The sequence below is a fragment of the Arthrobacter bussei genome (assembly GCF_009377195.2).
Taxonomy (GTDB): domain Bacteria; phylum Actinomycetota; class Actinomycetes; order Actinomycetales; family Micrococcaceae; genus Arthrobacter_D; species Arthrobacter_D bussei.
In genome coordinates this window covers 180,169-204,592 of sequence record NZ_VJXX01000001.1, presented here as the reverse complement: position 1 = coordinate 204,592, position 24,424 = coordinate 180,169, and the positions used below count along the sequence as shown (strand labels likewise).

Sequence of the window (24,424 nt, the reverse complement as noted above, 5' to 3'; positions counted from 1 at the left end):
CCGGCGCGCGTGTCGGCCCCGGGGCCTACGGTAGGAGTATGCGGCACGACATTCCTTCCGAACCGGGCGCAGCTGCAGTCCCGGACGCGACGACCGGGTCCTCCCGTCCGGCAGGTGGTGCTCCTCGGCCGGTGGCGCTGCCGGAGGACGCGGCTCCGGGCGTCGATCGCGGGTCCACCGCCGAGGCGTCGGTCGGCGGGCTGGGTGAAGGTGAACTCCTGGCACGGATCATCGCGATGCTGGGTGCTCCGCAGGGAGTCCTCGTAGGGCCCGGTGACGATGCCGCCGTGCTGTCGGAGGCCGGACCGCTCGTGCTGTCGATGGACACCCTCGTGGAGGGCCACGACTTCAGGACCGTACGCCCCAACGGCTTCAGGACCTCGGGCTTCGACGTCGGCTGGAAGTCCGCGGCGCAGAATCTCAGCGACATCAACGCGATGGGCGGCACGCCGACGTCGCTCGTCGTCAGCCTCACCCTGCCCCCGATCACCCCCGTCGCCTGGGTCGAGGACTGCGCGCGGGGCCTCGCCGCAGCGATCCGGGAGCTCCGCGCAGTGGGCTGCTCCGTGGTCGGCGGGGACCTCGGCCGCGGTTCCGAGCTCGTCATCACGGCAGCCGTGACGGGGGCCCTGCACGGGCTCGCGCCGGTGCTCCGTTCCGGAGCCAGGCCGGGCCACGTCCTCGCGGTGGCCGGAACCCTGGGCCGGGCAGCGGCCGGACTGGCCATCCTGGAGGACGGGCGGCCGGTGACGGAGTTCGGCGCGTCGGCGGCTGACCTCATCGCAGCCCAGCTGCGTCCCCGCCCGCCGCTCACCGCCGGCCCGGCCGCCGCTGCCGGCGGCGCGAGCGCGATGCTCGACATCTCCGACGGCCTCGTCCGCGACGCAGGGCGGATCGCCGCCGCCAGCGGGGTGCACCTGGACCTCGACCCCGTGGTCCTCGGGACGTACGCCGATCCACTCCGTGAGGTGGCCCTGGTGCTCGATCTCGATCCGATGGAGTGGATCCTCGGCGGCGGCGAGGACCACGGTCTGCTCGCCACCTTCCCGCAGGACTCCCTGCTTCCTCCCGGCTTCACTGCGGTAGGCTCGGTGAGGCCGGGCAAGCCGCTGGTGACACTGGCGTCACAGGCGACAGCTCTCAGGGGATGGGACCACTTTGCACACTAAGATCACCGCCAACGCAGTGGCGATGAAGCGTTGGTTGAGCAAGGCCGAGGAGTCGCTCGGGAACCACAGCGACCGCCTGAACGCCATCAACATCTTCCCTGTCGCGGACGGGGACACCGGCACCAATCTGTACCAGACGGTGCGGGCCGCTGCCCGGGCGGCGCACGAGGCGGACACCTCCGACCTCGGCGAGCTCCTCACCCTGGCAGGACGTGCCGCCATGGAGGATGCCCGCGGCAACTCGGGCACCCTGTTCGCCGTCTTCCTCTCCGCGTTCGCCGAGCCGCTCCACGGCACCAGCCGGCTGACCTGCACCCTCCTCGCCTCCTCCCTGCACCGCGCCCAGATCCGCAGCTGGTCCGCGCTCAGCGACCCCGTGCCGGGCACCATGCTCTCCGTCCTCGAGGCGAGTGCGCGGGGTGCCGCCGAGACGGCCGCGGGACACGCGTCGGACGACAGCAACTCGACGCTGGCGCTCACGCTCCGGGCCTCGGTCCAGCACGCCCTGCAGGCCGTGGTGCACACCGAGAGCCAACTCGGACCACTGACGGACGCGGAAGTGGTCGACGCCGGCGGCGTGGGCTTCCTGCTCATCCTCGACGCCCTCCGGGCAGCGGCCCTCGGCGAGGAACTGCAGGACGAGCTGATCGACGGCCTGCACGGCTACGACATCCAGGCACCCCACATCCACAACGGGGGAGACGCGGACGGCGTCGAGGTCATGTGCACCATCAACCTCAGTCCCCTCGATGCCGCAACACTCAGGCTCCACCTGGACGAACTCGGCGACTCGGTGATCATGAGCGCGGTCACGGAGGTCGAGGAAGGCTATCGCTGGAGGATCCACGTGCACGTGCCGGATGCCGCGCCGGCCCTGGCCCTCATCCACGAGGCAGGTCACCCCGTCAACATCTCCGTGACGCAGCTCGCGGTACCGGTTCCGGGAGCCGAGGCCGGTGAGTCCTGATGCGGCGCGGTCCACGGCCGCCTCGGAGCTCGATGCACCTCTGGACCGCCATCTGGGTCCCGTCGCGAAACTGCTGGCCAAGCACTTCTCCATCACCACGGTGGGGGAGCTGCTGAACCACTTCCCCCGCACCTACCTCAAGCGTGGCGAGCTGACCCCCATCGCGGAGGTGCCGGTGGACGAGGAGGTGACGCTGATCGCCCGCGTCCAGTCCGCGAACTCGCGGCGGATGCGCACGCGCAAGGGCATGCTGCTGGAGGTCGTGATCACGGACGACGCCGAGGGTGGCATCGGTGCCATGAGCCTCACCTTCTTCAACGGCTACGGGGCCGAGCGAGATCTCAGGCCCGGTGTCCGGGCCATGTTCTCCGGCAAGGTGACGGTCTACCGCGGGAAGCTGTCCCTGACCAACCCGGCCTACGTACTGCTGGACGAGGGCGACGGCGACCCCGCGTACGTGAACCGCCCGATCCCGGTCTATCCCGCGGTGGAGAAGCTCGGCAGCGAGCGCATCGCCCTAGCGGTCGGGACCATCCTGGACACGCTGCGGCTCACGGACCTGGATGATCCCGTCCCCGCGTCGATCGCCCGCCGCGACAAGCTGATGAGCCTCTCGACCGCCTACGAGCTGGTGCACCGGCCGCAGCAGGTCGAGGACGCCTACAGGGCGCAGCACCGCTTCCGTTACCAGGAGGCGTTCGTGCTGCAGGCGGCTCTCGCGCGGCGGAGGGCGCTGGCGGCGAGGGAGGACGCGACCGCCAGGCCCCCGCGAGCGGGCGGACTGCTCGACCAGTTCGACGCGCGCCTGCCGTTCACCCTGACGCAGGGTCAGCGCGACGTCGGACGGACGCTCGCGGACGACCTCGCCCGCGACCACCCGATGAACCGGCTGCTGCAGGGTGAGGTGGGCTCGGGCAAGACCCTGGTGGCGCTCCGGGCCATGCTGCAGGTCATCGACGCCGGCGGACAGGCCGCGCTGCTCGCGCCGACCGAGGTGCTCGCCGCCCAGCACCTCCAGTCGATCACGCGTACCCTCGGGCCGCTGGCCGAGGGCGGAATGCTCGGCGGGTCCACGGACGGCACGCGCGTGGTCCTCCTGACCGGGTCGATGAGCACGGCCCAGCGTCGGAAGTCCCTCCTGGAGGCTGCATCCGGTGACGCGGGGATCATCATCGGCACGCATGCGCTGCTCTCGGACAACGTGCAGTTCTTCGACCTCGGCCTGATCGTGGTGGACGAGCAGCACCGGTTCGGCGTGGAGCAGCGGGACTCCCTGCGCACCAAGGCCCGCACGTCCCCCCATGTCCTCGTGATGACGGCCACCCCGATCCCGCGGACCGTGGCGATGACGGTGTTCGGGGACCTGGAGACGTCCACGCTCTCCGAGCTTCCCGCGGGCAGGAGCCCGATCGCCACGCACGAGGTCGGGCTGACCGAGCACCCCGCATGGATCGACAGGATCTGGGCCAGGGCCCGCGAGGAGATCGATGCGGGCCGCCAGGTGTACGTGGTGTGCCCGAAGATCGGTGACGACGGCAGGTCCGAGGAGGACGTCCCCGCCCCGCTCTACGGGGACCCGGGGCCGGAGAAGGCCACCGGCGGTCAGCAGGAGCTCACGAGCGTCGTCGGCCTGTCCGACGACCTCGGCGCGGTCGCGCAGCTGCAGGGCGTGACGCGGGGGATGCTGCACGGGCGGATGGATCCGCAGGACAAGGCCGCCGTCATGGCGCGCTTCGCCGACGGCAGCGTACAGCTCCTCGTCGCCACGACGGTCATCGAGGTGGGCGTCGACGTCCCCAACGCGACCCTCATGGTGATCATGGATGCCGACCGCTTCGGCATCTCTCAGCTGCATCAGCTGCGCGGGCGGATCGGCCGGGGCGGGCACGCCGGGACGTGCCTCCTCGTCACCAAGCTCGAGCCCGAGCACCCCAGCCGCGAGCGGCTCTCCGCCGTGGCGTCCACGACCGACGGCTTCGAGCTCTCGCAGAAGGACCTCGAACTGCGCCGGGAGGGAAACATCCTCGGCGCGTCCCAGTCGGGCGGCCGGTCGGCCCTGCGGTTCCTGAAGATCACCCAGCACGGGACGGTGATCGAGAAGGCGCGGACGGACGCCCAGGAGATCGTCGGGGAGGATCCGGACCTCGAGAGGTATCCCGGCCTGGCACTGGCCATCGAGCTGTACCTGAACCCCGAGAAGGAAGCCTTCCTCGAGAAGGGCTGAGTCGGTCTTCGCTCCGCATCCGAGGATGTAAGGTTCTGTCCATGACGCAGATACGGATCGGAGACGCAGCCCGCTATCTCGGCGTCAGTGACGACACCGTGCGCCGCTGGATCGACGGCGGCATTCTCGCCAGCACGAAGGACCCGGCGGGGCGGCTCGTGGTGGATGCGTACGAGCTGGCGACGCTCGCGCACCGCAACGCCGTGCTGCCGGGCGACCCCTCCGACATCGGGCGGTCCGCGCGCAACAGGTTCGTCGGGATCGTCACGGACGTCCTGCAGGACACGGTCATGGCGCAGGTCGAACTGCAGTGCGGACCGCATCGCGTCGTGTCCCTGATGAGCAGCGAGGCCGTACGGGATCTCGGCCTGAAGAAGGGGTCGATCGCCATCGCCGTCATCAAGGCCACGACCGTCATCATCGAGACCCCGGGAGGGAAGGCGTGATCGTCGCTCGCCTCGCGTCGGGGGTCAGGAGTCACGGGCGGGACGCCCGCCGCGTCCGGCCCGGACGGACCCCGGGGTGGCAGCGGCGTGCGGCCCCCACCGCCGTCGCCTGCGCCATGCTCCTCCTGACGGGTTGCGGCGGAGCCCGGGATGCCACGGGCACCGGAGGGTCCGCTGCGGCGGACGGCGCGGCGATCGACGGGAGCATCACGGTGTTCGCGGCGGCCTCCCTCACCGGCACCTTCACCGACCTCGCCCGCCGGTTCGAGGACGGGCACCCGGGCGCAGAGGTTCGGCTCACGTTCGCGGGGTCCTCCGACCTCGTGACCCAGATCATCGAGGGGGCACCGGCCGATGTCTTCGCCTCCGCCGATACCCGCACGATGCAGCAGGTGTCCGACGAGGGGCTACTCGCCGGGACCGCGGTCGATTTCGCCACGAACACGCTCCAGCTCGCGGTCCCGCCCGACAACCCTGCCGGTATCTCGTCCCTCGCCGATGCCGCGCGCCCCGGCGTGAAGACCGTGGTCTGTGCCGAACAGGTGCCCTGCGGGGTCGCCGCGGCGGCCGTGACCGGTGCCGAGGGCGTGGACCTCGATCCGGTCAGTGAGGAGTCCTCCGTCACCGACGTGCTGGGCAAGGTGACGTCGGGGGAAGCGGACGCCGGCTTGGTCTACGGGACGGACGTCCGCGCTGCGGGGGGCTCGGTGCTCGGCATCGACCTGGCCGAGGCGGGGGCGGGAGTCACCACCTACCCCATCACCGCTCTCGCGGAGAGCCCGGAGGGGGCCACGGCGCAGGCGTTCGTCGACTTCGTCACGGGTCCCGAGGGTCGAGCCGTCCTGACGGCGGCTGGTTTCGGTGCGCCCTGAGGCCGCAGGCGGACGAGCGGGCCGGCCGCGGACGGCCCGGCCGGTGACGGTTCCCTCCGGGGCCGCCCGGACGGCCCGGCGCGTGAACACGGCTGCCCTGCCGCGCTGGGTGGTCGCTGCCGCCGTCGTCGGCGCTGTCTTCGTGGTCCTCCCCCTGGCGGCCATGACGCTGCGCATCGACTGGCCGCGGTTCGTCCCGCTCGTGACGTCCGAGGGGGCCCGGGCCGCCCTCCTGCTCAGCCTGCGCACCTCGGTGTCCGCCACGATCCTCTGTGTGCTGTTCGGTGTGCCGCTGGCGCTCGTCCTCGCGAGGACCTCCTTCCCCGGTCGGCGGCTCGTGCGGTCCCTCGTCCTGCTGCCCCTCGTGCTGCCGCCGGTGGTCGGGGGTATCGCCCTGCTCTACACCTTCGGTCGGCGCGGTCTGATCGGGAGCGGCCTCGCGTCCCTGGGGGTCGACGTCGCCTTCTCCACGACGGCCGTCGTGCTGGCCCAGGCGTTCGTCGCCCTGCCGTTCCTGGTGCTCAGCCTCGAGGGAGCCCTGCGGACCATCGGGACGCGCTACGAGGCGGTCGGTGCAACGCTCGGGGCCGGTCGCTGGACGGTCCTCCGGCGGATCACCCTGCCGCTGGTGCTCCCCGCACTCGTCTCCGGCGCGGTCCTCTCGTTCGCCCGGGCGCTCGGCGAATTCGGCGCCACCCTGACGTTCGCGGGGAGCCTCCAGGGCACCACGCGGACGCTCCCGCTCGAGATCTACCTGCAGCGCGAGACAGATCCCGATGCGGCCGTGGCCCTGTCCCTCGTCCTCGTGGTCGTCGCCGTCGTCGTGGTCGGCGTCGCCCATCGCGTCCGCCCGCTCGGCAGCCTCGATCCGCGGCGCACGGCGTCGCCGACGACGCCGCCCGCCGCGCCGGGGCGGGCGCACTGATGCGGCTGACCTTCGCCGGGGCACTGCCCGAACGCGGCTTCGACGTCGCGTTCGACCTCGCCGAGGGTGAGACCGTCGCGGTGCTCGGCCCGAACGGGGCCGGGAAGTCGACCCTCCTCGGCCTGCTCGCAGGTCTCCTGGCACCGTCCGAGGGCCGGGCGACCCTGGGTGGGGATGTCCTGTTCGACGTCGGGCCCGGGCGGCGCGTGCTCGTCGAGCCGCGGCGCCGGGGCGTCTCCCTCCTCGCGCAGGAGGCGCTCCTGTTCCCGCACCTCTCCGTCCTCGAGAACGTGGCCTTCGGTCCGCGCAGCCGTGGCCTGTCGCGGGCCGAGTCACGCGCCACCGCGTCCGCCTGGCTCGAGCGGGTCGGTACACCCGAACTGGCCGGGCGCAGCCCGGGGCGGCTGTCCGGCGGTCAGGCCCAGAGGGTCGCGATCGCCCGGGCCTTGGCCACGGACCCGGCGCTGCTGCTGCTCGATGAACCGCTCGCCGCCCTCGACGTCACCGTCGCCCCTGCGATCCGCACGCTGCTCCGTGAGGTCCTGCAGGGGCGGTCCGCCGTCATCGTGACGCACGATGCGCTCGATGCCTTCCTGCTCGCCGACCGCGTGCTGATCCTCGACGGCGGCCGCGTCGTCGAGACCGGGCGGACCACGGAGGTCCTGACGCGGCCCGTGACCGCGTTCGGTGCGCGGCTGGCCGGCCTGAACCTCCTCCTCGGCCGGCGGACGGAAACGGGATTCACGGGTTCCAACGGGCTGGTGGTGCCGTGGGAGGGCGCGGGACGCGAGGGGGAGGAGTTCGCGCTCGCGATCCGTCCCGCCGCAGTCTCGGTTGCACGACCCGGAGGTCCTCCCGCCGGGACGGTATGCGGGGCTGCACCGGGAACTAGCCGCGTCACGGCCACCGTCGACGACATCGAGCATCGCGGTGATGTGATCCGGGTCCATGCGGCCGGGATGACCGCTGACCTGGCTCCTGCGGACGCCGTCGCGATGGGTGTTCTCCCCGGCTGCGCCGTGGAGGTGTCGCTACGCCATGAGGACGCCATCGTCTATGCCCTTCCCGCTGCAACGGACGCCGGGCCGGCGGGCGGCCGGACCGGCGACGGGCGATAGAGTCGGAGGATGACGCGCATCATCGCCGGAGCCGCGGGCGGTTCGACCCTTGCCAGCGTGGAGGGGAACGGCACCCGGCCCACCACGGACCGCGTGAAGGAGGCGCTCTTCTCCCGGCTGGAGTCCTACGGCGTCCTGCACGGCGCGCACGTCCTCGACCTGTACGCCGGATCGGGCTCGCTCGGGGTCGAGAGTGCCAGCCGCGGGGCGGCGACCGTGGACCTGGTCGAATCGGCCGACCGCGCGGCGCTGGTGGCGCAGAAGAACGCCGATCTCGTGAACCGCGTCCTCGGCTGGACCGCCGTCCGGGTGCACCGGTCGAAGGTGGAGACGTACCTCGACCGGGTGGCGCCGGAACTGACGTGGGACCTCGTCCTGATGGATCCGCCCTACACGGTGGACGCCGACGGCGTGATCGCCGTGCTCGCGGCCCTCGAGTCACGCCTTGCGAAGGGAGCCGTGGTCGTCGTCGAGCGTTCGGCCCGATCACCGGAGCCGTCCTGGCCGGGCGGGCTGGAGCGTTTCTCGGAGAAGAAGTACGGCGAGACCCGCCTCTGGTTCCTCGAGCCGGCAGCATCCTGACCCGTCACCGCGGATCGGGCAGGGGCACGGCCTCCCGTCGTGAAGGGGGCGTTCGGGATCCCGAGGGCGCGGTACCGGTTCGCACGCCGGCACCGCGCCGGTATCGGGGGTGTCAGGCCTGGCGGCGCGTACGGACGAGAGCGGTGGCGCCGGCGGCGAGGCCGAGCAGACCGGCGACGAGGCCGATCCAGCCGACGGCGGAGGCCGAGCCGGTGTCCGTGCTCGCTGCGGCGGGCTCGGCGTCGATCGCCTCGGGAGTCTCGGCCGCTGCGCCGTGCGCGCCGTGTCCGTCCTCGCCCTCGACCGCCGCGGTGGTCAGGAACGACGGCGCCGGCTTCTCGGGCTCCTCTGCGCCCTCGACGACCTCGTCGTCCCACTCCACCACATCACCGTCCGTGTAGGACTGCGTGGCAGGCAGCACGACCGTGGTGCCCGCCTCGGGGAGCCGGCCCACGGAGATCGAGAAGGTCTGGTACTCCTGCTGCGAGATCTCGGCGCCCGGTTCCGCCGTCCATACGACGGAGAGGGGGGCCTCCGTGAGCGTCGCGCCGTCGGCGGTGGTAACGGGCTCGGGCAGCGTCCCGGTGACCACCTCCGCCGTCCAACCCTCCACGGGCCTGACCCGCACGGAGGTGAACGGCTGCTCGGTGGGCAGCTGGACCTCGAGCTTGTTCGTCGCGGCTGTCTCGGACTCGTTGGGGACGCTGAACGTGAGCTGCGAGTAGCCGTCCTCGGTGGTCGAGGCGGGTGCGACGGTCACGTGCGCGCTCGCCGCGCCGAGGCCCAGCGCCATGAGACCGGCGGTGGTGAGCGCGACGGCGGAGGTGGAGAGGGTGCGGCGATTCCGCAGGGATGTGTTCGACATGGTGAAGCCTTCCAGAGGTGCGCCCGATCCACCGCGAAGGCGGTCTGGTCCCGGGCAGCGGGTGATGGGGGTGACGGGTCGGGGACCGCCCGCAGCCCCCGTCCCTGTGGAGGACGCGGCTCAGGCGGTCGTGATAGCCGGAGACGGCGGCCCGCGGAGCGGGGGGACTGCGCCGTACACGGTCGATGGAGCGACGGGCGTCGGAACGAGGACGACGTCGGAGCGGTGCGGGGTCGCGGGCAAGGGGATGACACCGGGTCCGGTGAGAAGAGGCCGGAGCCAGGCTCGGAGCAGGGTGGCGGCGTGATCGCTCTTCGAGACGGCCGCCGCGAGGACGATCGTCGCTGCAGCGTGCAGGAGCAGCATCAGGGCGCCACCGGTAGCTCCCGCCATCCCGTCCTGCGTGACGGGCGAACAGGCCAACTCGAAGGCGGCGTGGTGACCGGGCATCGCTGAGGAGCTCTGGCAGACAGCGGGCACCGCGGTCAGGGAGAACAGGCTGTGCAGCAGGGCCTGCCCCGCACCCATCACGAGAAGGGCGGCGCGGAAGGACACGGTGCGCCGTGCGAGCGCCATCATCGGCAGGAGCAGGAGCACGCCGAGCAGCAGGATGACCCCGGGCGCCGGCAGGTGACCGGCGGCGAGCACGTGCGACGCGGAGGAGACCGAGAGGATCAGGGAGACCAGCACCAGCGACCGGATATACGGAAGGGCAGGTGCAGTCATGGCTGTTCCTTCCCCTGTCATTCCCGTGCGTCGGCCTCGGCATCGACCGTCAGGTGACGATCTCCTTCAGCGTACAGCGGTCGACCACCCCGATGATCTGCACATGATTCGGTCAGCTGTGCGCCACGGATGGGCGCCCGATGCATGCAGCGCCCCAGGACCGGGCGTCAGCGGTGGTCCCTCACCCTGTGTCCGCGCACGGACGACCGGACGCGCCACCCCAGGGCTGATCCCGTGACGATCAGGCAGACGGCGATACCGTTCCAGGGAGGCAGTCCGTGAACGGTCACGAGCATCCCCAGGCCGGCCGTCAGGCAGGCGAGGGCAGTGCAGGCGAGGACGACGGCGGAGACGACATCCACAGGAGCTCGCATGGTCGCTCCTAGTTCTCCGGATCCGGCTGGCGAGGGTTCCTGGTCCCCATGTCCGCTGCTCCCAGGGCCCCGGCTGCAGGAGAGTGGCTCGTCTCGTTGAAGCGCGCCATGAGCTCGGGATGGTGCAGGTCGAGGGCCGGGCGCTCGGACCGGATCCGGGGGATGGACGCGAAGTTGTGCCGCGGGGGCGGGCAGGAGGTCGCCCATTCCAGCGAGGCACCGAAGCCCCAGGGATCGTCGACGTCGACCTTCCTGCCCGCGCGCCACGTGATGTAGACGTTCCAGAAGAAGGGGATCATGGACGCCCCGAGGAGGAAGGAGCCGATCGTGGAGAACTGGTGCATCCCCGTGAAGCCGTCCTCGGGCAGATAGTCCGCGTAGCGCCGCGGCATACCCTTCACCCCGAGCCAGTGCTGGATCAGGAACGTCGCGTGGAATCCCAGGAACAGCATCCAGAAGTGGACCTTGCCCCACCGCTCGTTGAGCATGGTCCCGGTGAATTTGGGCCACCAGAAGTAGAAACCCGCGAACATCGCGAAGACCACGGTCCCGAAGACCACGTAGTGGAAGTGAGCCACCACGAAGTAGGTGTCCGACGTGTGGAAGTCCAGGGGCGGCGACGCGAGGATGATCCCGGTGAGGCCACCGAAGAGGAAGGTCACGAGGAAGCCGAGGCTCCACAGCATCGGGGTCTCGAAGGTCAGCGAGCCCCTCCACAGGGTGCCGATCCAGTTGAAGAACTTCACGCCCGTCGGCACCGCGATGAGCATCGTCGTGAAGGCGAAGAACGGCAGGAGCACGGCCCCGGTCACGTACATGTGATGCGCCCAGACCGTCACGGACAGCCCGGCGATGGAGATCGTCGCGTACACCAGGCCCTTGTACCCGAAGATCGGCTTGCGGCTGAAGACGGGGAAGATCTCGGACACGATGCCGAAGAACGGCAGCGCGATAATGTAGACCTCTGGGTGGCCGAAGAACCAGAACAGGTGCTGCCACATGATGGCACCGCCGTTCTCCGGGTCGAAGACGTGCGCGCCGAAGCGACGGTCCGCGCCCAGGGCGAACAGCGCGGCAGCCAGGACGGGGAAGGCCATGAGGACCAGGATCGAGGTGATCAGCGTGTTCCAGGTGAAGATCGGCATCCGCCACATCGTCATGCCGGGGACGCGCATGCAGATGATCGTCGTGACGAAATTGACCGACCCGAGGATGGTGCCGAATCCGGCCAGGGCAAGACCGAAGACCCACAGATCCCCGCCGATGCTCGGGGAGAAGCTCACGTTGGCCAGCGGCGGATAGGACGTCCAGCCGAACGCGGCGCTGCCCTGCGGGGTGAAGATGCCGAGACCGACGATGATCCCCCCGAAGAGATAGAAGTAGTAGGCCAGGGCGTTCAGGCGCGGGAAGGCGACGTCGGGCGCGCCGATCTGCAGCGGCATGATGACGTTGGCGAACCCGGCGAACAGCGGGGTGGCGAAGAGGAGCAGCATGATGGTGCCGTGCATCGTGAAGAGCTGGTTGTACTGCTCCTTCGTCTGCAGGATCTGCATGCCCGGCGCGAAGAGCTCCGCGCGGATCAGGAGCGCCTCGACCCCGCTCAGGCAGAACCACACGAAGGACGTGATGATGTACAGGTAGCCGATGGTCTTGTGGTCGGTGGTGGTCAGCCATTCGACGATGATCCGGCCGCGCCCCCTCGTGGAGGCGGCCGCAGCGGGTCTCGCGGCGAGGGTCGAGTCGGCGTATTCAGCGGTCATGGGCCGGTCCTCTTCTGTGCAGGTGAGCCGTGGGGGTGGGGGAGGCGCGGCATGCCGGCCCCCCGGTGGTCGTTCACACCGCCGACCGGTGGAAGCCGCCCGGGCGGGCCCGCAGCGAGGGGCATTCCGGGAGGTCGTCCGGCACGATGAGCGAGCAGGTGCCGGTCCGCTCCGTGAGCAGGGGATGCGCGGTGGGCCCGACGATGCCGAGGTTCTGCAGCGTGTCCACCCCCTCACGATCGATGTGCGTGGCGCCCGTCAGGTCGATGACGACGTTCGGCTCCTGCAGGATGCGGAAGCTGCGGTCGACGATCGGTACGAGCGCGCGGCAGCTGCCCCGCGTGAGGCAGCCGCGGACGTCGATACGCGCCCATCGGAAGTCGATGTCCAGCTTGACGGTGATGCTCAGCGTGTGCCGCATGGCTCCGGTCTCCCCAGGGTGGGACGGTCCTTCGCGCCCGGCTGCTCAAGCTCTTTCAGGCTAGTGACGGCATGGTGTCGGTGCCGGGCCGGATCTTTCTTGACAGGAGGGCGTGCGCCCGGTCCCGCATCCGCTGATCGAGGGCTACCGCCCGGGAAGCGGCTCCCCGGCGTCGAACGCCTCCCTCGCCGGTCCGGTCAGCACCGCGGCGGGGTGCGGGCCGGACGCGAGCAGCGCGCCGGTCCACGACGCGGGCCAGGCAGCGGGACGGGCGGCCACGACGACATTCCCCGCCGAGCTGCCGTCCACCATCCCGGCCTCGGTGAGGACCGCCGTCGATCCCGCGAGGGAGGACAGCTGCCGGCTCTGCGCCCGGGCGAAGGCGAGGGGCGGATCGTCGCCCACGTTGACGAGCACCACGCCGTCCCGTGCGCAGACGCGCAGGAGGTGGGCTGCGAAGTCCGGCGAGGTGAGATGGGCCGGGGCGTCCGATCCGGCGAAGATGTCCAGGACGACGGCGTCGAAGGATCCGTCGGCCTCCTCCAGCACCACATCGGCGGCGTCGCCGATCACGATTCCGCAGTCGGTACCGTCCGCGAGGGGCATCTCCGCGAGGACGAAGTCCATCAGCTCGGCATCGAGGTCGACGGCGACCTGCGCGGATCCGGGTCGCGTCGCGTGGACGTAGCGGACCAGGGTGAGCGCCCCGGCGCCGAGGTGGAGCACCCGCAACGGCGCGCCCGGTGCTCCGAGCAGGTCGATCACGTGCGCGATGCGCTGGAGGTACTCGTAGAAGACGCGGCCCGGGTGGGCGATGTCGACGTGGGACTGCTGGGCGCCGCCGATGCTGAGGATCAGCGCACCGTCGATGTAGGCGTCCTCGTCGATCTCCGCGTACGCGCCCGAGACGGGGAGCCAGCGCGTCGGCACGTCGAATCCGTCGTCGTCGGCAGCGGCCTTCGGGCCGTCGTCGCCGGCGGTGGCCTTCGGGCCGTCGTCGCCGGCAGTGGCGTCCGGGGCGTTCACACACGGTCCCGGAGGGTGGCCAGGCGCCGGGCGCCCTCCTCGATCACGTCGAAGCGCTTGCAGAAGGCGAAGCGGAGCAGCGACCTCGTCCGGGCGGCGCCGTCCTCGTGGCAGAACATCGCCACCGGTATGGCGGCCACGCCGATGAGCGAGGGCAGCCGGCGGGCGAGGGCCGTCGCGTCGTCGATGCCGAGGGGGGACGCGTCGACCATCGTGAAGAACGTGCCTTCCGGCTCGAACACCTCGAATCCTGCGGCGCGAAGCCCCTCGCCCAGGAGGTCGCGCTTCCTCCGGAGGGTGGCCGCCGCGGAGTCGAAGAACTCGTCGGGCAGGCCGAGGCCCAGAGCCACCGCACTCTGGAAGGGGGTGCCGGAGGTATAGGTGAGGAACGTCTTGACGGTGCGCACCTGCGCCACGAGTTCCGCCGGTCCACTGAGCCACCCGACCTTCCATCCCGTCACGGAGAAGGTCTTGCCTGCCGAGGAGATGGTCAGGGTGCGTGACGCAGCGCCGGGGAGAGTGGCGATCGGGACGTGCTCGGCGCCGAAGTGGAGGTGCTCGTACACCTCGTCCGTGACGATGATGGTGCCGTGCCGCTCCGCCAGCCGGACGATCGTCTCGAGTGCCTCGCGCCGGAAGACGCTGCCGGTGGGGTTGTGGGGGTTGTTGACGACGACGATCCTCGTGCGGTCGGTGAAGGCCGCCGCCAGTGAGGCGGAGTCCGGCTGGAAGTCCGGCGCCAGCAGGGGAGCTGTCGTATGGGTGGCTCCGGAGAGGCCGATCACGGCGCCGTAGGAATCGTAGAAGGGCTCGAAGGTCAGCACCTCGTCGCCCGGCCCCGCGAAGGCGAGAATGGCCGCGGCGATGGATTCCGTGGCGCCGGTGCTCACGATCACCTCGGTCCCGGGATCGACGGCGAGCCCGTAGAAGCGCTCCTGGTGGGCGGCGATGGCGTCACGCAGCACCGGGAGGCCCTGTCCGGGCGCATACTGGTTGGCCCCGTCGGCGATGGCCGATCTCGCGGCGTCGAGGATCTCCCGCGGCCCGTCCTCGTCGGGGAAGCCCTGCCCGAGGTTGATCGCCGCGTGCTTCTGCGCGAGGGCGGTGACCTCCTCGAAGATGGTGATCCCGAGCCCGCCGTCCTTGCCGAGCAGGTTCGCGCCGGCGGCGGTTCTCGCCCACGGGGAAGCCGGGCCGGTGGTGGGGACGTGCGGAGAGGTTCGCTCGGCATCGGTGCTCATGCCACCAGTATCCCGGTGACGGCTGCTGGGAGTGGACCCGGGAGCGGGACTGGGTACCGTGGAGGCATGAACCGCGCCGTCTGCCCCGGATCCTTCGACCCACTCCACAACGGACACATCGAGGTCATCGGGCGTGCAGCGCGCCTGTTCGACGAGGTGCTCGTCGCCGTGTCGACCAACTACGCCAAGAACTACCGCTTCTCCGGCGAGGAGCGCATCGCGTTCTGCGTCGACGGCCTCGCGCACCTGCCGAACATCCGCGTGGTCCCCATGGGCGCCGGCCTCCTCGCGGACTTCTGCCGCGAGAACGGCGCAACGGCGCTCGTGAAGGGCCTGCGCTCCAGCCTCGACTTCGACTACGAGCTGCCCATGGCGACGATGAACCGCCACCTCGCAGCCGTCGAGACCGTCTTCCTGCCGACGGGTACGGACTTCGCGCACGTCTCCTCCACCCTGCTCAAGGAGGTGGCCGCCCTGGGCGGTGACATCCGTCCGTTCGTGCCCGACGCCGTCCTCCGGCGCCTGAACCCCTCCGCCGGTGATGGAAGCGCGGATGCGGACGTCGAGGAGGCCGCCACGGACGTCGACGGCACGGCAGGGGGTACGCCCTGATCGTCGGGCGACCGGACTCGGCGGGTCGCGGCAGCCTGATGGCGGGGTGCGGCACGGAGCATGAGCGGCCGCCGGGGCCGAGCGGCGTCGTCCCTCTTCCGGACCCACCCGTCGGACGGGCATCCGCCCGGACCACCGCGTTTTGGGCCTGCCGGTCCCGTCAGGCTAGGATGGTACGTCGGTCATATGTTCTACAGGAGTCACCATTAGCAGCGATCTCAGTTCGCCCCTGACATTCAGTGTCAAGGATCTCGGACGCAGTCCGGGGAGCATGCGGACAATCGAAGAACATGTTCCGGCACCGAAGGATTTCGGGGTGGCGCTGATCGGCGTGCAGGAGGGCTCCGACATGGAGCTGGACCTGCGGTTCGAATCGGTCCACGAGGGAATCCTGGTGTCGGGGACGGCGAACGTCGAGGTGACCGGCGAGTGTGGCCGCTGCCTGGAGCCATTGCGGTTCGACCGCGACGTGGACCTCCAGGAACTCTTCTTCTACAGCGACTCCGCGTCGCTGTCGGTGGAAGAGGACGAAGAACAGCACCGGGTGGAGAGCGATTCCGTCGATCTGGAGCCCGTGCTGAGGGATGCGGTGGTCACATCACTGCCATTCCAGCCGGTGTGCCGGGAAGATTGTCAGGGCCTGTGCTCCGAGTGCGGAGCACGGCTGAACGATGATCCGGACCACCACCACGAAGTTTTGGATCCCCGCTGGTCAGCCCTCGCCGGGCTGGCGGGCACCGCCGCCGAGAACGATGCGGCACCCAAGTCAGAGTCAGACGAGAAGGAAGAGAGTTAGCCGTGGCTGTCCCGAAGCGGAAGATGTCCCGCGCGAATACCCGTGCACGCCGGTCCCAGTGGAAGGCAACCGCCCCCAGGCTGGTCAAGACCCTCGAGAACGGCCGCGTCACCTACAGCCTCGCCCACCAGGCCAAGGTTGTCACCGACTCGGCCGGCACCCCGCTGTTCCTCGAGTACAAGGGCCGCAAGGTAGCCGACGTCTGACATCGGTGCACCTTCCGCTGCAGTGCTCCGCGCAGCAGCGGGGAACGCCGGTCCGACGCGTGATCAGCTGATGCGGTCGTGAAGAATACAGAAGAACTCTCGAAGCGTCTCGGTGTCACTATCGACACCGAGACGCTTCGTCTTGCCCTGACGCACCGGTCCTACGCGTACGAGAAGGGTGGGATCCCCACCAACGAGCGCCTCGAGTTCCTCGGGGATTCGGTGCTCGGCCTCTCCGTGACGGACGCGCTGTACAGGGACAACCCGGATCTGTCCGAGGGTGAACTGGCGAAGCGGCGGTCCGCCGTCGTCAGCACCAGGGCGCTCGCCGGCGTGGCCCGGACACTGGACCTCGGCAGCTACGTCCTGCTCGGGCAGGGGGAGAAGCTGACCAACGGGCGGGACAAGGCCTCCATCCTCGCCGACACCATGGAGGCCGTGATCGGCGCCGCGTACCTCAGCCACGGCATCGAGACTGCCCGCGCCATGGTCATGCGCCTCATCGGTCCCCTGCTCCGGGACTCCGCCGTGCTCGGTGAGGGAACGGACTGGAAGACCCGGATCCAGGAGACGGCGGCGGGCAGACGGCTCGGCGCCATCGACTACCAGGTCGACGGGACGGGTCCCGACCACGCACGCACTTTCACCGCGCGTCTCGTCATCGGCGGCGTGGAGTACGGCGCGGGTGGCGGGCATTCGAAGAAGGAGGCCGAGCAGGCGGCTGCTGCTGCCTCGTGGAAGCTCCTCACGGATGTCGAGGATGTACCGGCGACCGTCACGGGAGCCGGCGACGTCGGTGTCCGGCCCGAGGGCATCGTGACGGGTAGCGCCGGAGGCGCGCCCGGGCACTCCCAGCGCCCGGAATCCGCTGACGGAGCATGAGTGCCTGAACTTCCCGAGGTGGAGGTGGTACGGCGGGGACTGTCCCGCTGGGTCATCGGGCGGACGGTGGAGGGGGTCGATGTCGTCGATCCACGATCACTGCGCCGTCACGTCAACGGAGTGGAGGACTTCGTCGGTGAGGTCACCGGCGCGCGCGTCACCGATGTGGTGCGGCGCGGGAAGTTCCTCTGGATGGTCCTCGAGGATCCGGAGGCGGCCGACGACGCCCCGCCGCTGGCGCTGATGGCCCACCTCGGCATGAGCGGGCAGCTGCTCATCGAGGATGCCGCGGCGCCCCGCGAGAAGCATCTGAAGGTCCGCCTGGCCCTTTCCCGGGCGACAGGGGAGGACGGCTCCGCCCTCCCCACGGATCTGCGTTTCGTCGACCAGCGGATCTTCGGCGGGATGTTCGTCACGGGCCTCGAGCCGACACCGGACGGTCGCCCCGGTGGGCTGGGAGGAAGCGACGCTGCGCTCGTGCCCCACCAGGCCGCGCACATCGCCCGTGACCCCCTTGACCCTGCATTCTCCCTCGAGGACTTCCACCAGCGTCTCCGCCGCCGACGCACAGGCTTGAAGCGGGCCCTGCTGGATCAGGGGCTCGTCTCGGGGATCGGGAACATCTACGCCGACGAGGCGCTGTGGGCGGCGCGCCTCCACTACGCGCGGCCGACGGAGACGATGCGCCGACCCGACACCCGACGCATCGTGGACGCCGCCACCCAGGTGATGACGCGTGCGCTCGCTGCTGGAGGGACGAGCTTCGACGCCCTCTATGTCAACGTCAACGGTGCGTCCGGCTACTTCGCCCGCGATCTCGAGGCCTACGGGCGTTCGGGCCGGCCGTGCCGCAGGTGCGCCGCAGAGGGACGGACCACGCTGATCCGGCGGGAGCAGTTCATGAACAGGTCCTCCTCCTTCTGCCCCGTCTGCCAGCCCAGGCCGCGGAACGCGAGACCCTGAACAGCGCCGGGCCGGCGGCACCGGCCGCCCGTGATGCAAACGTGACAACTCGGGAATCACCGCGTACCGTTGAACCCGCGCCCGCTCCACCACGGAGGGGCGCCCCTCCTCTCTCTGCCTAACCCTGTCGATGAGGACGGACCGTTCGCTACACACATCGACAGGGGCGGGGGAACCGATAGCGGACCCACTCACGGGTCCTAGGGGTAAAGACGCGCGTGCACCAGCTCTGGGGCGGTGGTGCTCGAACAACACGTCCGGATGTCCCATCCGAACCCGACAGCTAACTTCGTAGGCATTGGGAAAGGCATCAGCATGTCCAAGAAGAGCCATATCGCACGCCACCGGGCAGTCCCCACGCGCGTCAACCCCCTCGTCACCGCCTCACGGGCCGTCTCTGCGAGCGCCTCGGTCGCCGGCAAGCCTGCCGCCGTCGTCGTCGCGGCCTCCGGCCTCATGCTCGGTGCGGCACTGCCCGCCAGTGCAGCCGGCGAGATCAGCGTCCAGTCGGTTCCCGTCCAGCAGGTGGTGGCCACCCCCGCCGCAGCCGGCACCTACACCGTCCAGTCCGGTGACACCCTCGGCAGCATCGCCGCGGCCCACGGAGTCGGCCTGGACACCCTGTTCTCCGCGAACGGTCTGGGCTACGCCTCGGTCATCTACCCGGGCCAGTCCATCTCGCTCGGCGGATCTGCCGCTCCCCAGCAGCAGTTCTCGGTGCAGTCCGCATCGGTCGTCGCAGCACCCGCAGCAGCGGCCGTCGCCGCCCCTGTCGATGCAGCGCCCACCTACAGCCTCCAGTCCTCGTCGATCGGTGCCCCGGGCATCGTCGGAACGGCCATGCAGGGTGAGGGGTCCGGGTACGTCTACGGCGGCACGTCCTTCGGCGGCTGGGACTGCTCGGGCTTCGTGCAGTGGGTCTACGCGCAGAACGGCATCAACCTCCCGCGCACCACGTGGTCCCAGTTCGCTGCCCTGCGCCCCACCAGCAACCCCCAGCCGGGCGACCTCGTGAGCCAGAACGGCGGGAGCCACGTCGGCATCTACCTCGGCAACGGCCAGATGATCAGCGCGCTGAACCCGTCGCAGGGTACGCAGGTGCACCCCGTCTCCGTCATGTCGGTGGACGGCTACTACACCCGCTGATCGATCGGTCGGCCCATCCGGGGGTCAGCGGCCATGCCGCGGACCGAAGGAGTGGCGGATCTCCAGCGGTGACGCATGACGAAGGGCGGGATGCACAGCATCCCGCCCTTCGTCGTACCCCCTCTCCGACGCCGTCCGGCACCCTGCTGTCCGAGCGGGTCGGCAAGCGCCGTGGACCTCGAGCTCGGCGCAGGGTCCGGAGGCGCCGCCCGCGGACGACGGCGCGCGCTCGGCGTGATGGCGGTTCGTCGAGGCGTCGCGAACGACCGGATGGGGTCGGACGGGATCGTGTGCTGCCTGCCGGGGCGGGCGGTCTGCGGGCCGGTGTCAGATCGAGTAGTGGCGGGTGAGCCGCTCGAACCCCTCGTCGATGCCGACTGCCGGATGCCAGTCGAGGACCGCCCTCGTGTGCCGCTGGTCGAACCAGTGCGCGGTCGAGAGCTGTTCCGCCAGGAAGCGCGTCATGGGCGGCTCTCCGGACCGATCGAGGGCGGCCCAGAAGCGTTCGATCACGGCCCCCGCTCCCCGGGCGAGCGATCCTGGCACGCTCCGGGTGGGCGGGGTCACGCCTCCCGCGCGGCAGATACCGGCCAGGAGCTCGGCGATGGGCCGGGGTTCTCCGTTCGTGACCACGAGTGACAGCCCCGCGGCGCGGTCCATCCGGACCAGGCACGCCACGATCGCGGCCGCCGCGTTGTCCACGTAGGTCGTGTCGATGAGGGCGGTGCCGTCGTCGAGCAGCGGGAGGCGGCCGGCGCGCGCACGCTCGATCACGCGCTCCACGAGCTGCGTGTCCCCGGGGCCCCAGACGATGTGCGGGCGGACCGCCGCGACCCGGAAGTCCCGGGTGCTGCGACCGAGCGCCAGCAGTTCCGCGGCGGCCTTCGTCCGGGCGTAGTGACCCCGCGCATGCGCAGGATCGGCCGGACCTGCCGGTGCGCCGACCAGCGACGTGCCGTCATGCGCCACCGAGGGGGAGGAGACCTGGACGACGTCGGTGACGCCGGCCTGCTCCGCCGCGTCCAGGAGGAGGCGCGTCCCCTCGACGTTGATCCGCTGGAACTCGGCAGCGGGACCGGCGAAGGAGACCTTGGCCGCGAGGTGGATGACCGACGAGCACCCGGCCACTGCGCGGGAGACCGCTGCGGGATCGTCGACGGACCCGAGGACCTCGTCGGCCCCGGCGATGCCCGCCGGGCGCCGCTGGAAGCAGCGCACCTCCCGTCCGGTGGACTGCATCTGCTGCGCCACGGCGCGGCCGAGCATGCCGCTGGCCCCGGTGACGAGGACCGTCACAGCGGTCCCGCCCGGCCGCCCGAGAGGAACCGGCTGCTCCAGGCAGCCACGCGTGCGCGATCGATCTTGGCGTTGTGGCGGATGTCCACCGGCAGGGCGGGGACCTCGACGACGGCGGCGAGGTCCACCCCGCGCTGCCGAGCCACCTCGCGCGCGGCGGCCGCCAGAGCCGGGGCGGCCAGGCGGGCCCGCTGTTCCGGCCTCCGCAGCAGGGACGCAGCCGCCGCTCCGGCCCTGCGTCGGACCGGCCGGCCGGCGGCTGCTGCCACGCTTCCGGACGCTGCCGTCTCGAGGACGGCGACGACGGCCTGCGTGCCGGCCGGCCCGACGCCGACGACGGCGGCGAGGCGGACGTCGCCGAGGATCTCCAGCGCCTGTTCCAGGCCGACGGGCGTGAGGATCCCCGCAGCGGAGGTGATGACATGGCCCAGGCGGCCTTCGACCCAGAGCCTGCCCTCCGCGTCGAGGTGGCCCACGTCGCCCGTGCGGTGCCACGGGTGCGTCCGGACGGATTCCTGCTGCGTCCTCCACAACCGGAAGTAGCGGTCCTTCACATGGGGCGCATCGACGAGGATCTCCCCGGTGACACCGGGGGCCGTGGTGGGCTCGCCGGTCGCCGCACCCGGAGCGGACCCCGGTGGCCGGGGACCGTCCCCGTGGTCCTGGACGTCCGGGTCGGCCGCGGCCAGCGGACTGATGGCGACGGCCGCTCCATGCACGGGGCGGCCCACGCAGACACCGTTGCCTGCGCCGTCGAGCCCGCCGGCGCCCGCAGCGGCGGCCCGCCGGATGCCGTCGAGGTCGGTGTCGGCGACGAGGAGGGACTCCGTCATGCCGTAGGGCGTGTGGAGGGCCGCCGCCGGAACCAGGGCCTGCACCTCCTCCAGCAGCGGGACGGGGATGGGGGCTCCCGCCGAGAGGAGCAGCGAGATGCGCCCGAGCGCGGTCCGGCCGTCCTCCGACAGGGCACCCGAGGTCGCGATGACATTCCTGAGCGCTGCGGGGGAGGCGAACACGACCGTCGCATCGATCGCTGCTGCTGCGTCGGCGAGCGCCTGCGCCGTCAGCGTCCGGGGAGCGGTGACGTCCATGTCCGGTGTCACGGAGGTAGCTCCGAGAGCCGGGCCGAGGAGGGCGAACGGTGCGAATCCCGCGACGAGGGATGTTCCGGGGCCGAGCCCGAGCGTGGCACCGACGGTGTCCCGCATCGCCGAGAGCTGCCGGTGAGTGTAGACGACACCCTTCGCCGGTCCGGTGGATCCCGAGGTGAAGAGGATGGCGGCATCGGCATCGGGCTGGACCTCTGCGTCGGCGGTCGCACGCGCGGCCCTGAGGTCGCCCAGCGACGCGTCGACCCGCAGGGCCCGCCGTCGTGCCGCGGTCAGGGACGTGGCACTGATCCTGCGGCCCGGCCAGCGGAAGGCCCGCGCGGCGAGCAGGGCGCGTTCGATCCCGATGACGACGTCGGGCGCGGAACTGCGCACGGCGCGGCTCAGCCCGCGCGCACCGAGGCCGGCGTCGGCGACGACGATGATCGCCCCGATCCGCAGGCACGCATAGATGAGGACCGTGAGGTCGATCCCCGGCGGGACCAGAAGGCTGACGCGGCTGCCCGGGCCGTAGCCCAGCGCCGTGAGCCCGGCCGCCACGGCGGCGACGTCGTCGTCGAGGTCCTTCCACGACAGCGTCCTGGCGCCGCTCGGGGTGATCTCCGCCACGGCCGTCGTCCCGCTGTCCGGGCCCGACGCGAGATCCCGGAGCCGCCGGCCGAGTGGCGAGAAGGCCGGGCCTTCGTCAGGGCCTTCGTCGGAGCCTTCGTCAGAGCCTGCGGTGGGGGCGGATGCGGTGGTCCCCGCGTCGCCGGTCGGCACTGCGACGGAACGCGCGGCGAGCCACTCCATGGCGGTGGCTGCTGTGTCCGCGTCCTCCTGCACGAGGTGGCTCGCGTGCTCGAAGCGGTGGATGTCCGCGTGGGGCAGCCGCTGGGCGAGATCCTCGAGGTACGTGTCGGAGAAGACGGGATCGTGCGGGCCCCACATCATCAGCACCGGGACGTCGAGCGTACGGATGCCCTCGGCGGTGGTGGTCAGTGCCGCGTGGCTCGGATGCGAGGGATCGGCCGGTATGTCGGACACGAAATTCGCGATGCCCCGGCGGTCCTGCGGCGTGCGGTAGGGCGCGCGGAACGCGCGGCGCACCGACGGGTCCAGGGCCGGCCGGGCCAGGGCCAGGGTCACGTCGAGGAAGGCGGTGGTGGTCCGCGTGCCCATGCCGTGGACGCCCGGCGCCAGAGCCAGCCGCAGGGGCGCGGGGATGGAGCGGGCCGGATCCTGGTGGATGGCGGTGTTGGTCAGGATCACGCCGACGAGGTCCGCGCGGTTGCGCTCGGCGTAGCCGAGGCTCACGACGCCACCCCAGTCGTGCCCCACCGTCACGACGGGACCGTGCAGGCCGAGCGCCGCGACGAAGTCCTCCAGATCGGTGATGCGGTGCTCGAGCCGGCGGAAGACGCCGGTGCGGGCGGAGTACCCCATGTCGAGCTGGTCGACGGCGACGACGCGCCAGCCCTCCGCGAGCCCTGCCGCCAGGTAGGTGCGCCAGAGGTAGGACCACGTGGGGTTGCCGTGGACGCAGAGCAGGGTCCCGCGGACGGGAGCGCCGTCGGCACCCGCGCCGTTGTCGAGGTAGTGCCAGCGGTGGTGCGTCCCGGGGGCGTCCGCCCCGCTGGTCGAGGGCACGTCGAGGTACGCCGACCACGAGGGATCGACGCCGGGGAGTGCTACCACGCAATCTCCATCATCGACGTGTTGAGGCCGGAGCCCACGCCGAGGCACAGCACGCGGTCACCGGGACTCAGCGACTGCGCCTCCTGGGCGAGGGTCATCGGCAGCGACGCCGGGCCCACGTTGCCCCAGTGCGGGAAGGTGATGGGCACCCGTTCGCGCTCCAGGTCGACGGCCTTGATGATGGCGTTGGTGTAGGAGTTGGAGACCTGGTGCGTGACGTAGCGGTCCATGCCGTCCCAGTTCCACCCGTCCGTCTGGGCTTCGTGCCACGCCGTGACGACGAGCTCCAGGCCGCCGTCGAGCAGTCCCTTGGTGTCGGTGTACATGCCGTCGATGCCGCCGATGCAGAGCTCGTGGTGCTGTGTCCCCGCGCGGGACACCCCGCCGAGGATCCGGTGCGAGCCCGGGTGGAGATCCGCCGGGCCGATCACCGCGGCGGCGGCGCCGGAGCCGAGGGTGAGCGTGGCGAACTCGGCGAGGAAGTCCTCACGGGTGGAGTCCTCGCGGTTGAGGCGGTTGAAGGTCGCCTCCTGGGTCCGCTGGGCGTCCTCGCCGGCGACGATCAGGGCGTACTTGATCTGGCCGGAGTCGATCATGTTGGCCGCCAGCGTCATGCCGTTGACGAAGCCGAGGCAGGCGTTCGCCAGGTCGAAGTTCATGGCGGAGGACGGCAGGCCGAGGGAGTGGTGGATCTTCACGGCCACCGAGGGCTCGAGGTTCCGGCGGGTCACCGAGGTGTTGATGAGGAGCCCGACGTCGCCCGGCTCGATCCCCGCCTCGGCCATGGCCTTGGCGCCGGCCTCGATGGCGGCATCGTCGAAGTCGGACCCCGGGGACCACCAGCGCCGCTCGGTGACACCTGCCACGCGCTCGAGGAGCCGCTTGGAGAGCCGGAGCCTCTTGAGGCTGGGTGCCAGCCGTTCGTCGAACTCTGCGGAACTGACGACTACCGGCGCCTCCACACTCGTGACGGCGAGCAAGGCCGTGTTTTCATGTCGAAACGTCGCGTTACCGGTCAAAT

At 71.0% G+C, this 24,424-nt stretch carries 24 protein-coding genes and 1 riboswitch; of the genes, 14 read left to right on the top strand and 10 right to left on the bottom strand.

Annotated features, from left to right (window positions below; genetic code table 11):
- The first annotated feature begins 38 nt into the window (after nt 1-38).
- The 8 genes from thiL to rsmD all read left to right on the top strand — a co-directional run bounded on the left by thiL (nt 39) and on the right by rsmD (nt 8,303).
- On the top strand, nt 39-1,169 hold the full coding sequence (gene thiL / locus FNH21_RS01010) for a thiamine-phosphate kinase (RefSeq protein WP_152811646.1): 1,131 nt from the start codon (nt 39-41) through the stop codon (nt 1,167-1,169).
- Nucleotides 1,170-1,191: 22 nt separating this feature from the next.
- On the top strand, nt 1,192-2,136 hold the full coding sequence (locus tag FNH21_RS01005) for a DAK2 domain-containing protein (RefSeq protein WP_152811644.1): 945 nt from the start codon (nt 1,192-1,194) through the stop codon (nt 2,134-2,136).
- Nucleotides 2,126-4,360: a DEAD/DEAH box helicase gene (locus FNH21_RS01000; RefSeq protein ID WP_191931484.1), complete on the top strand. Its 2,235-nt coding sequence runs from the start codon at nt 2,126-2,128 to the stop codon at nt 4,358-4,360. Before FNH21_RS01005 ends, FNH21_RS01000 begins: the two co-directional genes overlap by 11 nt.
- A gap of 41 nt (nt 4,361-4,401) precedes the next feature.
- Entirely contained in the window at nt 4,402-4,806 is a 405-nt protein-coding gene (locus FNH21_RS00995; RefSeq protein ID WP_152811642.1) for a TOBE domain-containing protein, read from the top strand.
- Between the two features lie 116 nt (nt 4,807-4,922).
- Nucleotides 4,923-5,678, top strand: a complete 756-nt coding sequence (modA, locus tag FNH21_RS00990; protein ID WP_152813766.1) for a molybdate ABC transporter substrate-binding protein — start codon at nt 4,923-4,925, stop codon at nt 5,676-5,678.
- Nucleotides 5,679-5,721: 43 nt separating this feature from the next.
- On the top strand, nt 5,722-6,603 hold the full coding sequence (locus FNH21_RS00985) for an ABC transporter permease (protein ID WP_338403107.1): 882 nt from the start codon (nt 5,722-5,724) through the stop codon (nt 6,601-6,603).
- Entirely contained in the window at nt 6,603-7,721 is a 1,119-nt protein-coding gene (locus tag FNH21_RS00980) for a sulfate/molybdate ABC transporter ATP-binding protein (protein ID WP_152811640.1), read from the top strand. The genes FNH21_RS00985 and FNH21_RS00980 overlap by 1 nt, the downstream gene beginning before the upstream one ends.
- 9 nt (nt 7,722-7,730) lie before the next feature.
- Entirely contained in the window at nt 7,731-8,303 is a 573-nt protein-coding gene (gene rsmD / locus FNH21_RS00975) for a 16S rRNA (guanine(966)-N(2))-methyltransferase RsmD (RefSeq protein ID WP_152811638.1), read from the top strand.
- A gap of 112 nt (nt 8,304-8,415) precedes the next feature.
- Here the strand turns inward: rsmD and FNH21_RS00970 are convergent, their stop codons facing one another.
- The 7 genes from FNH21_RS00970 to FNH21_RS00940 all read right to left on the bottom strand — a co-directional run bounded on the left by FNH21_RS00970 (nt 8,416) and on the right by FNH21_RS00940 (nt 14,716).
- Complete coding sequence (locus FNH21_RS00970) at nt 8,416-9,168, bottom strand: YcnI family copper-binding membrane protein (RefSeq protein WP_152811636.1); 753 nt, start codon at nt 9,166-9,168, stop codon at nt 8,416-8,418.
- Nucleotides 9,169-9,288: 120 nt separating this feature from the next.
- On the bottom strand, nt 9,289-9,894 hold the full coding sequence (locus FNH21_RS00965; RefSeq protein ID WP_152811634.1) for a hypothetical protein: 606 nt from the start codon (nt 9,892-9,894) through the stop codon (nt 9,289-9,291).
- 167 nt (nt 9,895-10,061) lie between these two features.
- A complete protein-coding gene (locus FNH21_RS00960; protein WP_152811632.1) occupies nt 10,062-10,268 on the bottom strand; it encodes a hypothetical protein in 207 nt (68 codons plus the stop codon).
- 8 nt (nt 10,269-10,276) lie between these two features.
- Nucleotides 10,277-12,028, bottom strand: a complete 1,752-nt coding sequence (gene ctaD / locus FNH21_RS00955; protein WP_152811630.1) for an aa3-type cytochrome oxidase subunit I — start codon at nt 12,026-12,028, stop codon at nt 10,277-10,279.
- A gap of 73 nt (nt 12,029-12,101) precedes the next feature.
- Complete coding sequence (locus FNH21_RS00950; protein ID WP_152811628.1) at nt 12,102-12,449, bottom strand: hypothetical protein; 348 nt, start codon at nt 12,447-12,449, stop codon at nt 12,102-12,104.
- A gap of 144 nt (nt 12,450-12,593) precedes the next feature.
- The gene (locus FNH21_RS16965) at nt 12,594-13,475 is read right to left on the bottom strand and encodes a spermidine synthase (protein ID WP_338403106.1); all 882 of its coding nucleotides are present in this window, start codon (nt 13,473-13,475) and stop codon (nt 12,594-12,596) included.
- Nucleotides 13,472-14,716, bottom strand: a complete 1,245-nt coding sequence (locus FNH21_RS00940; protein ID WP_152811626.1) for an aminotransferase class I/II-fold pyridoxal phosphate-dependent enzyme — start codon at nt 14,714-14,716, stop codon at nt 13,472-13,474. The genes FNH21_RS16965 and FNH21_RS00940 overlap by 4 nt, the downstream gene beginning before the upstream one ends.
- A gap of 66 nt (nt 14,717-14,782) precedes the next feature.
- Between FNH21_RS00940 and coaD the strand changes: the two genes are divergently transcribed.
- The 6 genes from coaD (at nt 14,783) to FNH21_RS00910 (ending at nt 19,321) form a co-directional block, all read left to right on the top strand.
- The gene (gene coaD, locus FNH21_RS00935) at nt 14,783-15,328 is read left to right on the top strand and encodes a pantetheine-phosphate adenylyltransferase (RefSeq protein WP_152811624.1); all 546 of its coding nucleotides are present in this window, start codon (nt 14,783-14,785) and stop codon (nt 15,326-15,328) included.
- Nucleotides 15,329-15,557: 229 nt separating this feature from the next.
- Nucleotides 15,558-16,124, top strand: a complete 567-nt coding sequence (locus FNH21_RS00930; RefSeq protein ID WP_055773283.1) for a YceD family protein — start codon at nt 15,558-15,560, stop codon at nt 16,122-16,124.
- Nucleotides 16,125-16,126: 2 nt separating this feature from the next.
- A complete protein-coding gene (rpmF, locus tag FNH21_RS00925) occupies nt 16,127-16,330 on the top strand; it encodes a 50S ribosomal protein L32 (RefSeq protein ID WP_055773285.1) in 204 nt (67 codons plus the stop codon).
- Between the two features lie 78 nt (nt 16,331-16,408).
- Nucleotides 16,409-17,212 (top strand): ribonuclease III, encoded by an 804-nt coding sequence (gene rnc / locus FNH21_RS00920; RefSeq protein ID WP_191931483.1) that lies wholly within the window; start codon nt 16,409-16,411, stop codon nt 17,210-17,212.
- Nucleotides 17,213-18,175 (top strand): bifunctional DNA-formamidopyrimidine glycosylase/DNA-(apurinic or apyrimidinic site) lyase, encoded by a 963-nt coding sequence (gene mutM / locus FNH21_RS00915; protein WP_191931482.1) that lies wholly within the window; start codon nt 17,213-17,215, stop codon nt 18,173-18,175.
- Between the two features lie 136 nt (nt 18,176-18,311).
- Nucleotides 18,312-18,488, top strand: a riboswitch (cyclic di-AMP (ydaO/yuaA leader).
- A gap of 2 nt (nt 18,489-18,490) precedes the next feature.
- Entirely contained in the window at nt 18,491-19,321 is an 831-nt protein-coding gene (locus FNH21_RS00910) for a LysM peptidoglycan-binding domain-containing C40 family peptidase (RefSeq protein ID WP_152811622.1), read from the top strand.
- 327 nt (nt 19,322-19,648) lie between these two features.
- Here FNH21_RS00910 and FNH21_RS00905 read toward each other — a convergent pair whose 3' ends face one another.
- The 3 genes from FNH21_RS00905 to FNH21_RS00895 are packed head-to-tail and all read right to left on the bottom strand — an operon-like array spanning nt 19,649 to nt 24,422.
- Nucleotides 19,649-20,617, bottom strand: a complete 969-nt coding sequence (locus FNH21_RS00905; protein ID WP_191931481.1) for an NAD-dependent epimerase/dehydratase family protein — start codon at nt 20,615-20,617, stop codon at nt 19,649-19,651.
- Nucleotides 20,614-23,403: an alpha/beta fold hydrolase gene (locus FNH21_RS00900; protein WP_191931480.1), complete on the bottom strand. Its 2,790-nt coding sequence runs from the start codon at nt 23,401-23,403 to the stop codon at nt 20,614-20,616. The genes FNH21_RS00905 and FNH21_RS00900 overlap by 4 nt, the downstream gene beginning before the upstream one ends.
- Nucleotides 23,397-24,422, bottom strand: coding sequence for a 3-oxoacyl-ACP synthase III (locus tag FNH21_RS00895; protein ID WP_055773295.1), 1,026 nt, complete (start codon nt 24,420-24,422; stop codon nt 23,397-23,399). The genes FNH21_RS00900 and FNH21_RS00895 overlap by 7 nt, the downstream gene beginning before the upstream one ends.
- Nucleotides 24,423-24,424: the final 2 nt, after the last annotated feature.

Bases quoted from the DNA above. Each gene is read 5' to 3' on its own strand.
- thiL (WP_152811646.1), top strand. From the start codon at position 39: ATGCGGCACGACATTCCTTCCGAACCGGGCGCAGCTGCAGTCCCGGAC.
- FNH21_RS01005 (WP_152811644.1), top strand. From the start codon at position 1,192: ATGAAGCGTTGGTTGAGCAAGGCCGAGGAGTCGCTCGGGAACCACAGC.
- FNH21_RS00995 (WP_152811642.1), top strand. From the start codon at position 4,402: ATGACGCAGATACGGATCGGAGACGCAGCCCGCTATCTCGGCGTCAGT.
- modA (WP_152813766.1), top strand. From the start codon at position 4,923: ATGCTCCTCCTGACGGGTTGCGGCGGAGCCCGGGATGCCACGGGCACC.
- FNH21_RS00980 (WP_152811640.1), top strand. From the start codon at position 6,603: ATGCGGCTGACCTTCGCCGGGGCACTGCCCGAACGCGGCTTCGACGTC.
- rsmD (WP_152811638.1), top strand. From the start codon at position 7,731: ATGACGCGCATCATCGCCGGAGCCGCGGGCGGTTCGACCCTTGCCAGC.
- FNH21_RS00970 (WP_152811636.1), bottom strand. From the start codon at position 9,168: ATGTCGAACACATCCCTGCGGAATCGCCGCACCCTCTCCACCTCCGCC.
- FNH21_RS00965 (WP_152811634.1), bottom strand. From the start codon at position 9,894: ATGACTGCACCTGCCCTTCCGTATATCCGGTCGCTGGTGCTGGTCTCC.
- FNH21_RS00960 (WP_152811632.1), bottom strand. From the start codon at position 10,268: ATGCGAGCTCCTGTGGATGTCGTCTCCGCCGTCGTCCTCGCCTGCACT.
- ctaD (WP_152811630.1), bottom strand. From the start codon at position 12,028: ATGACCGCTGAATACGCCGACTCGACCCTCGCCGCGAGACCCGCTGCG.
- FNH21_RS00950 (WP_152811628.1), bottom strand. From the start codon at position 12,449: ATGCGGCACACGCTGAGCATCACCGTCAAGCTGGACATCGACTTCCGA.
- FNH21_RS00940 (WP_152811626.1), bottom strand. From the start codon at position 14,716: ATGAGCACCGATGCCGAGCGAACCTCTCCGCACGTCCCCACCACCGGC.
- coaD (WP_152811624.1), top strand. From the start codon at position 14,783: ATGAACCGCGCCGTCTGCCCCGGATCCTTCGACCCACTCCACAACGGA.
- FNH21_RS00910 (WP_152811622.1), top strand. From the start codon at position 18,491: ATGTCCAAGAAGAGCCATATCGCACGCCACCGGGCAGTCCCCACGCGC.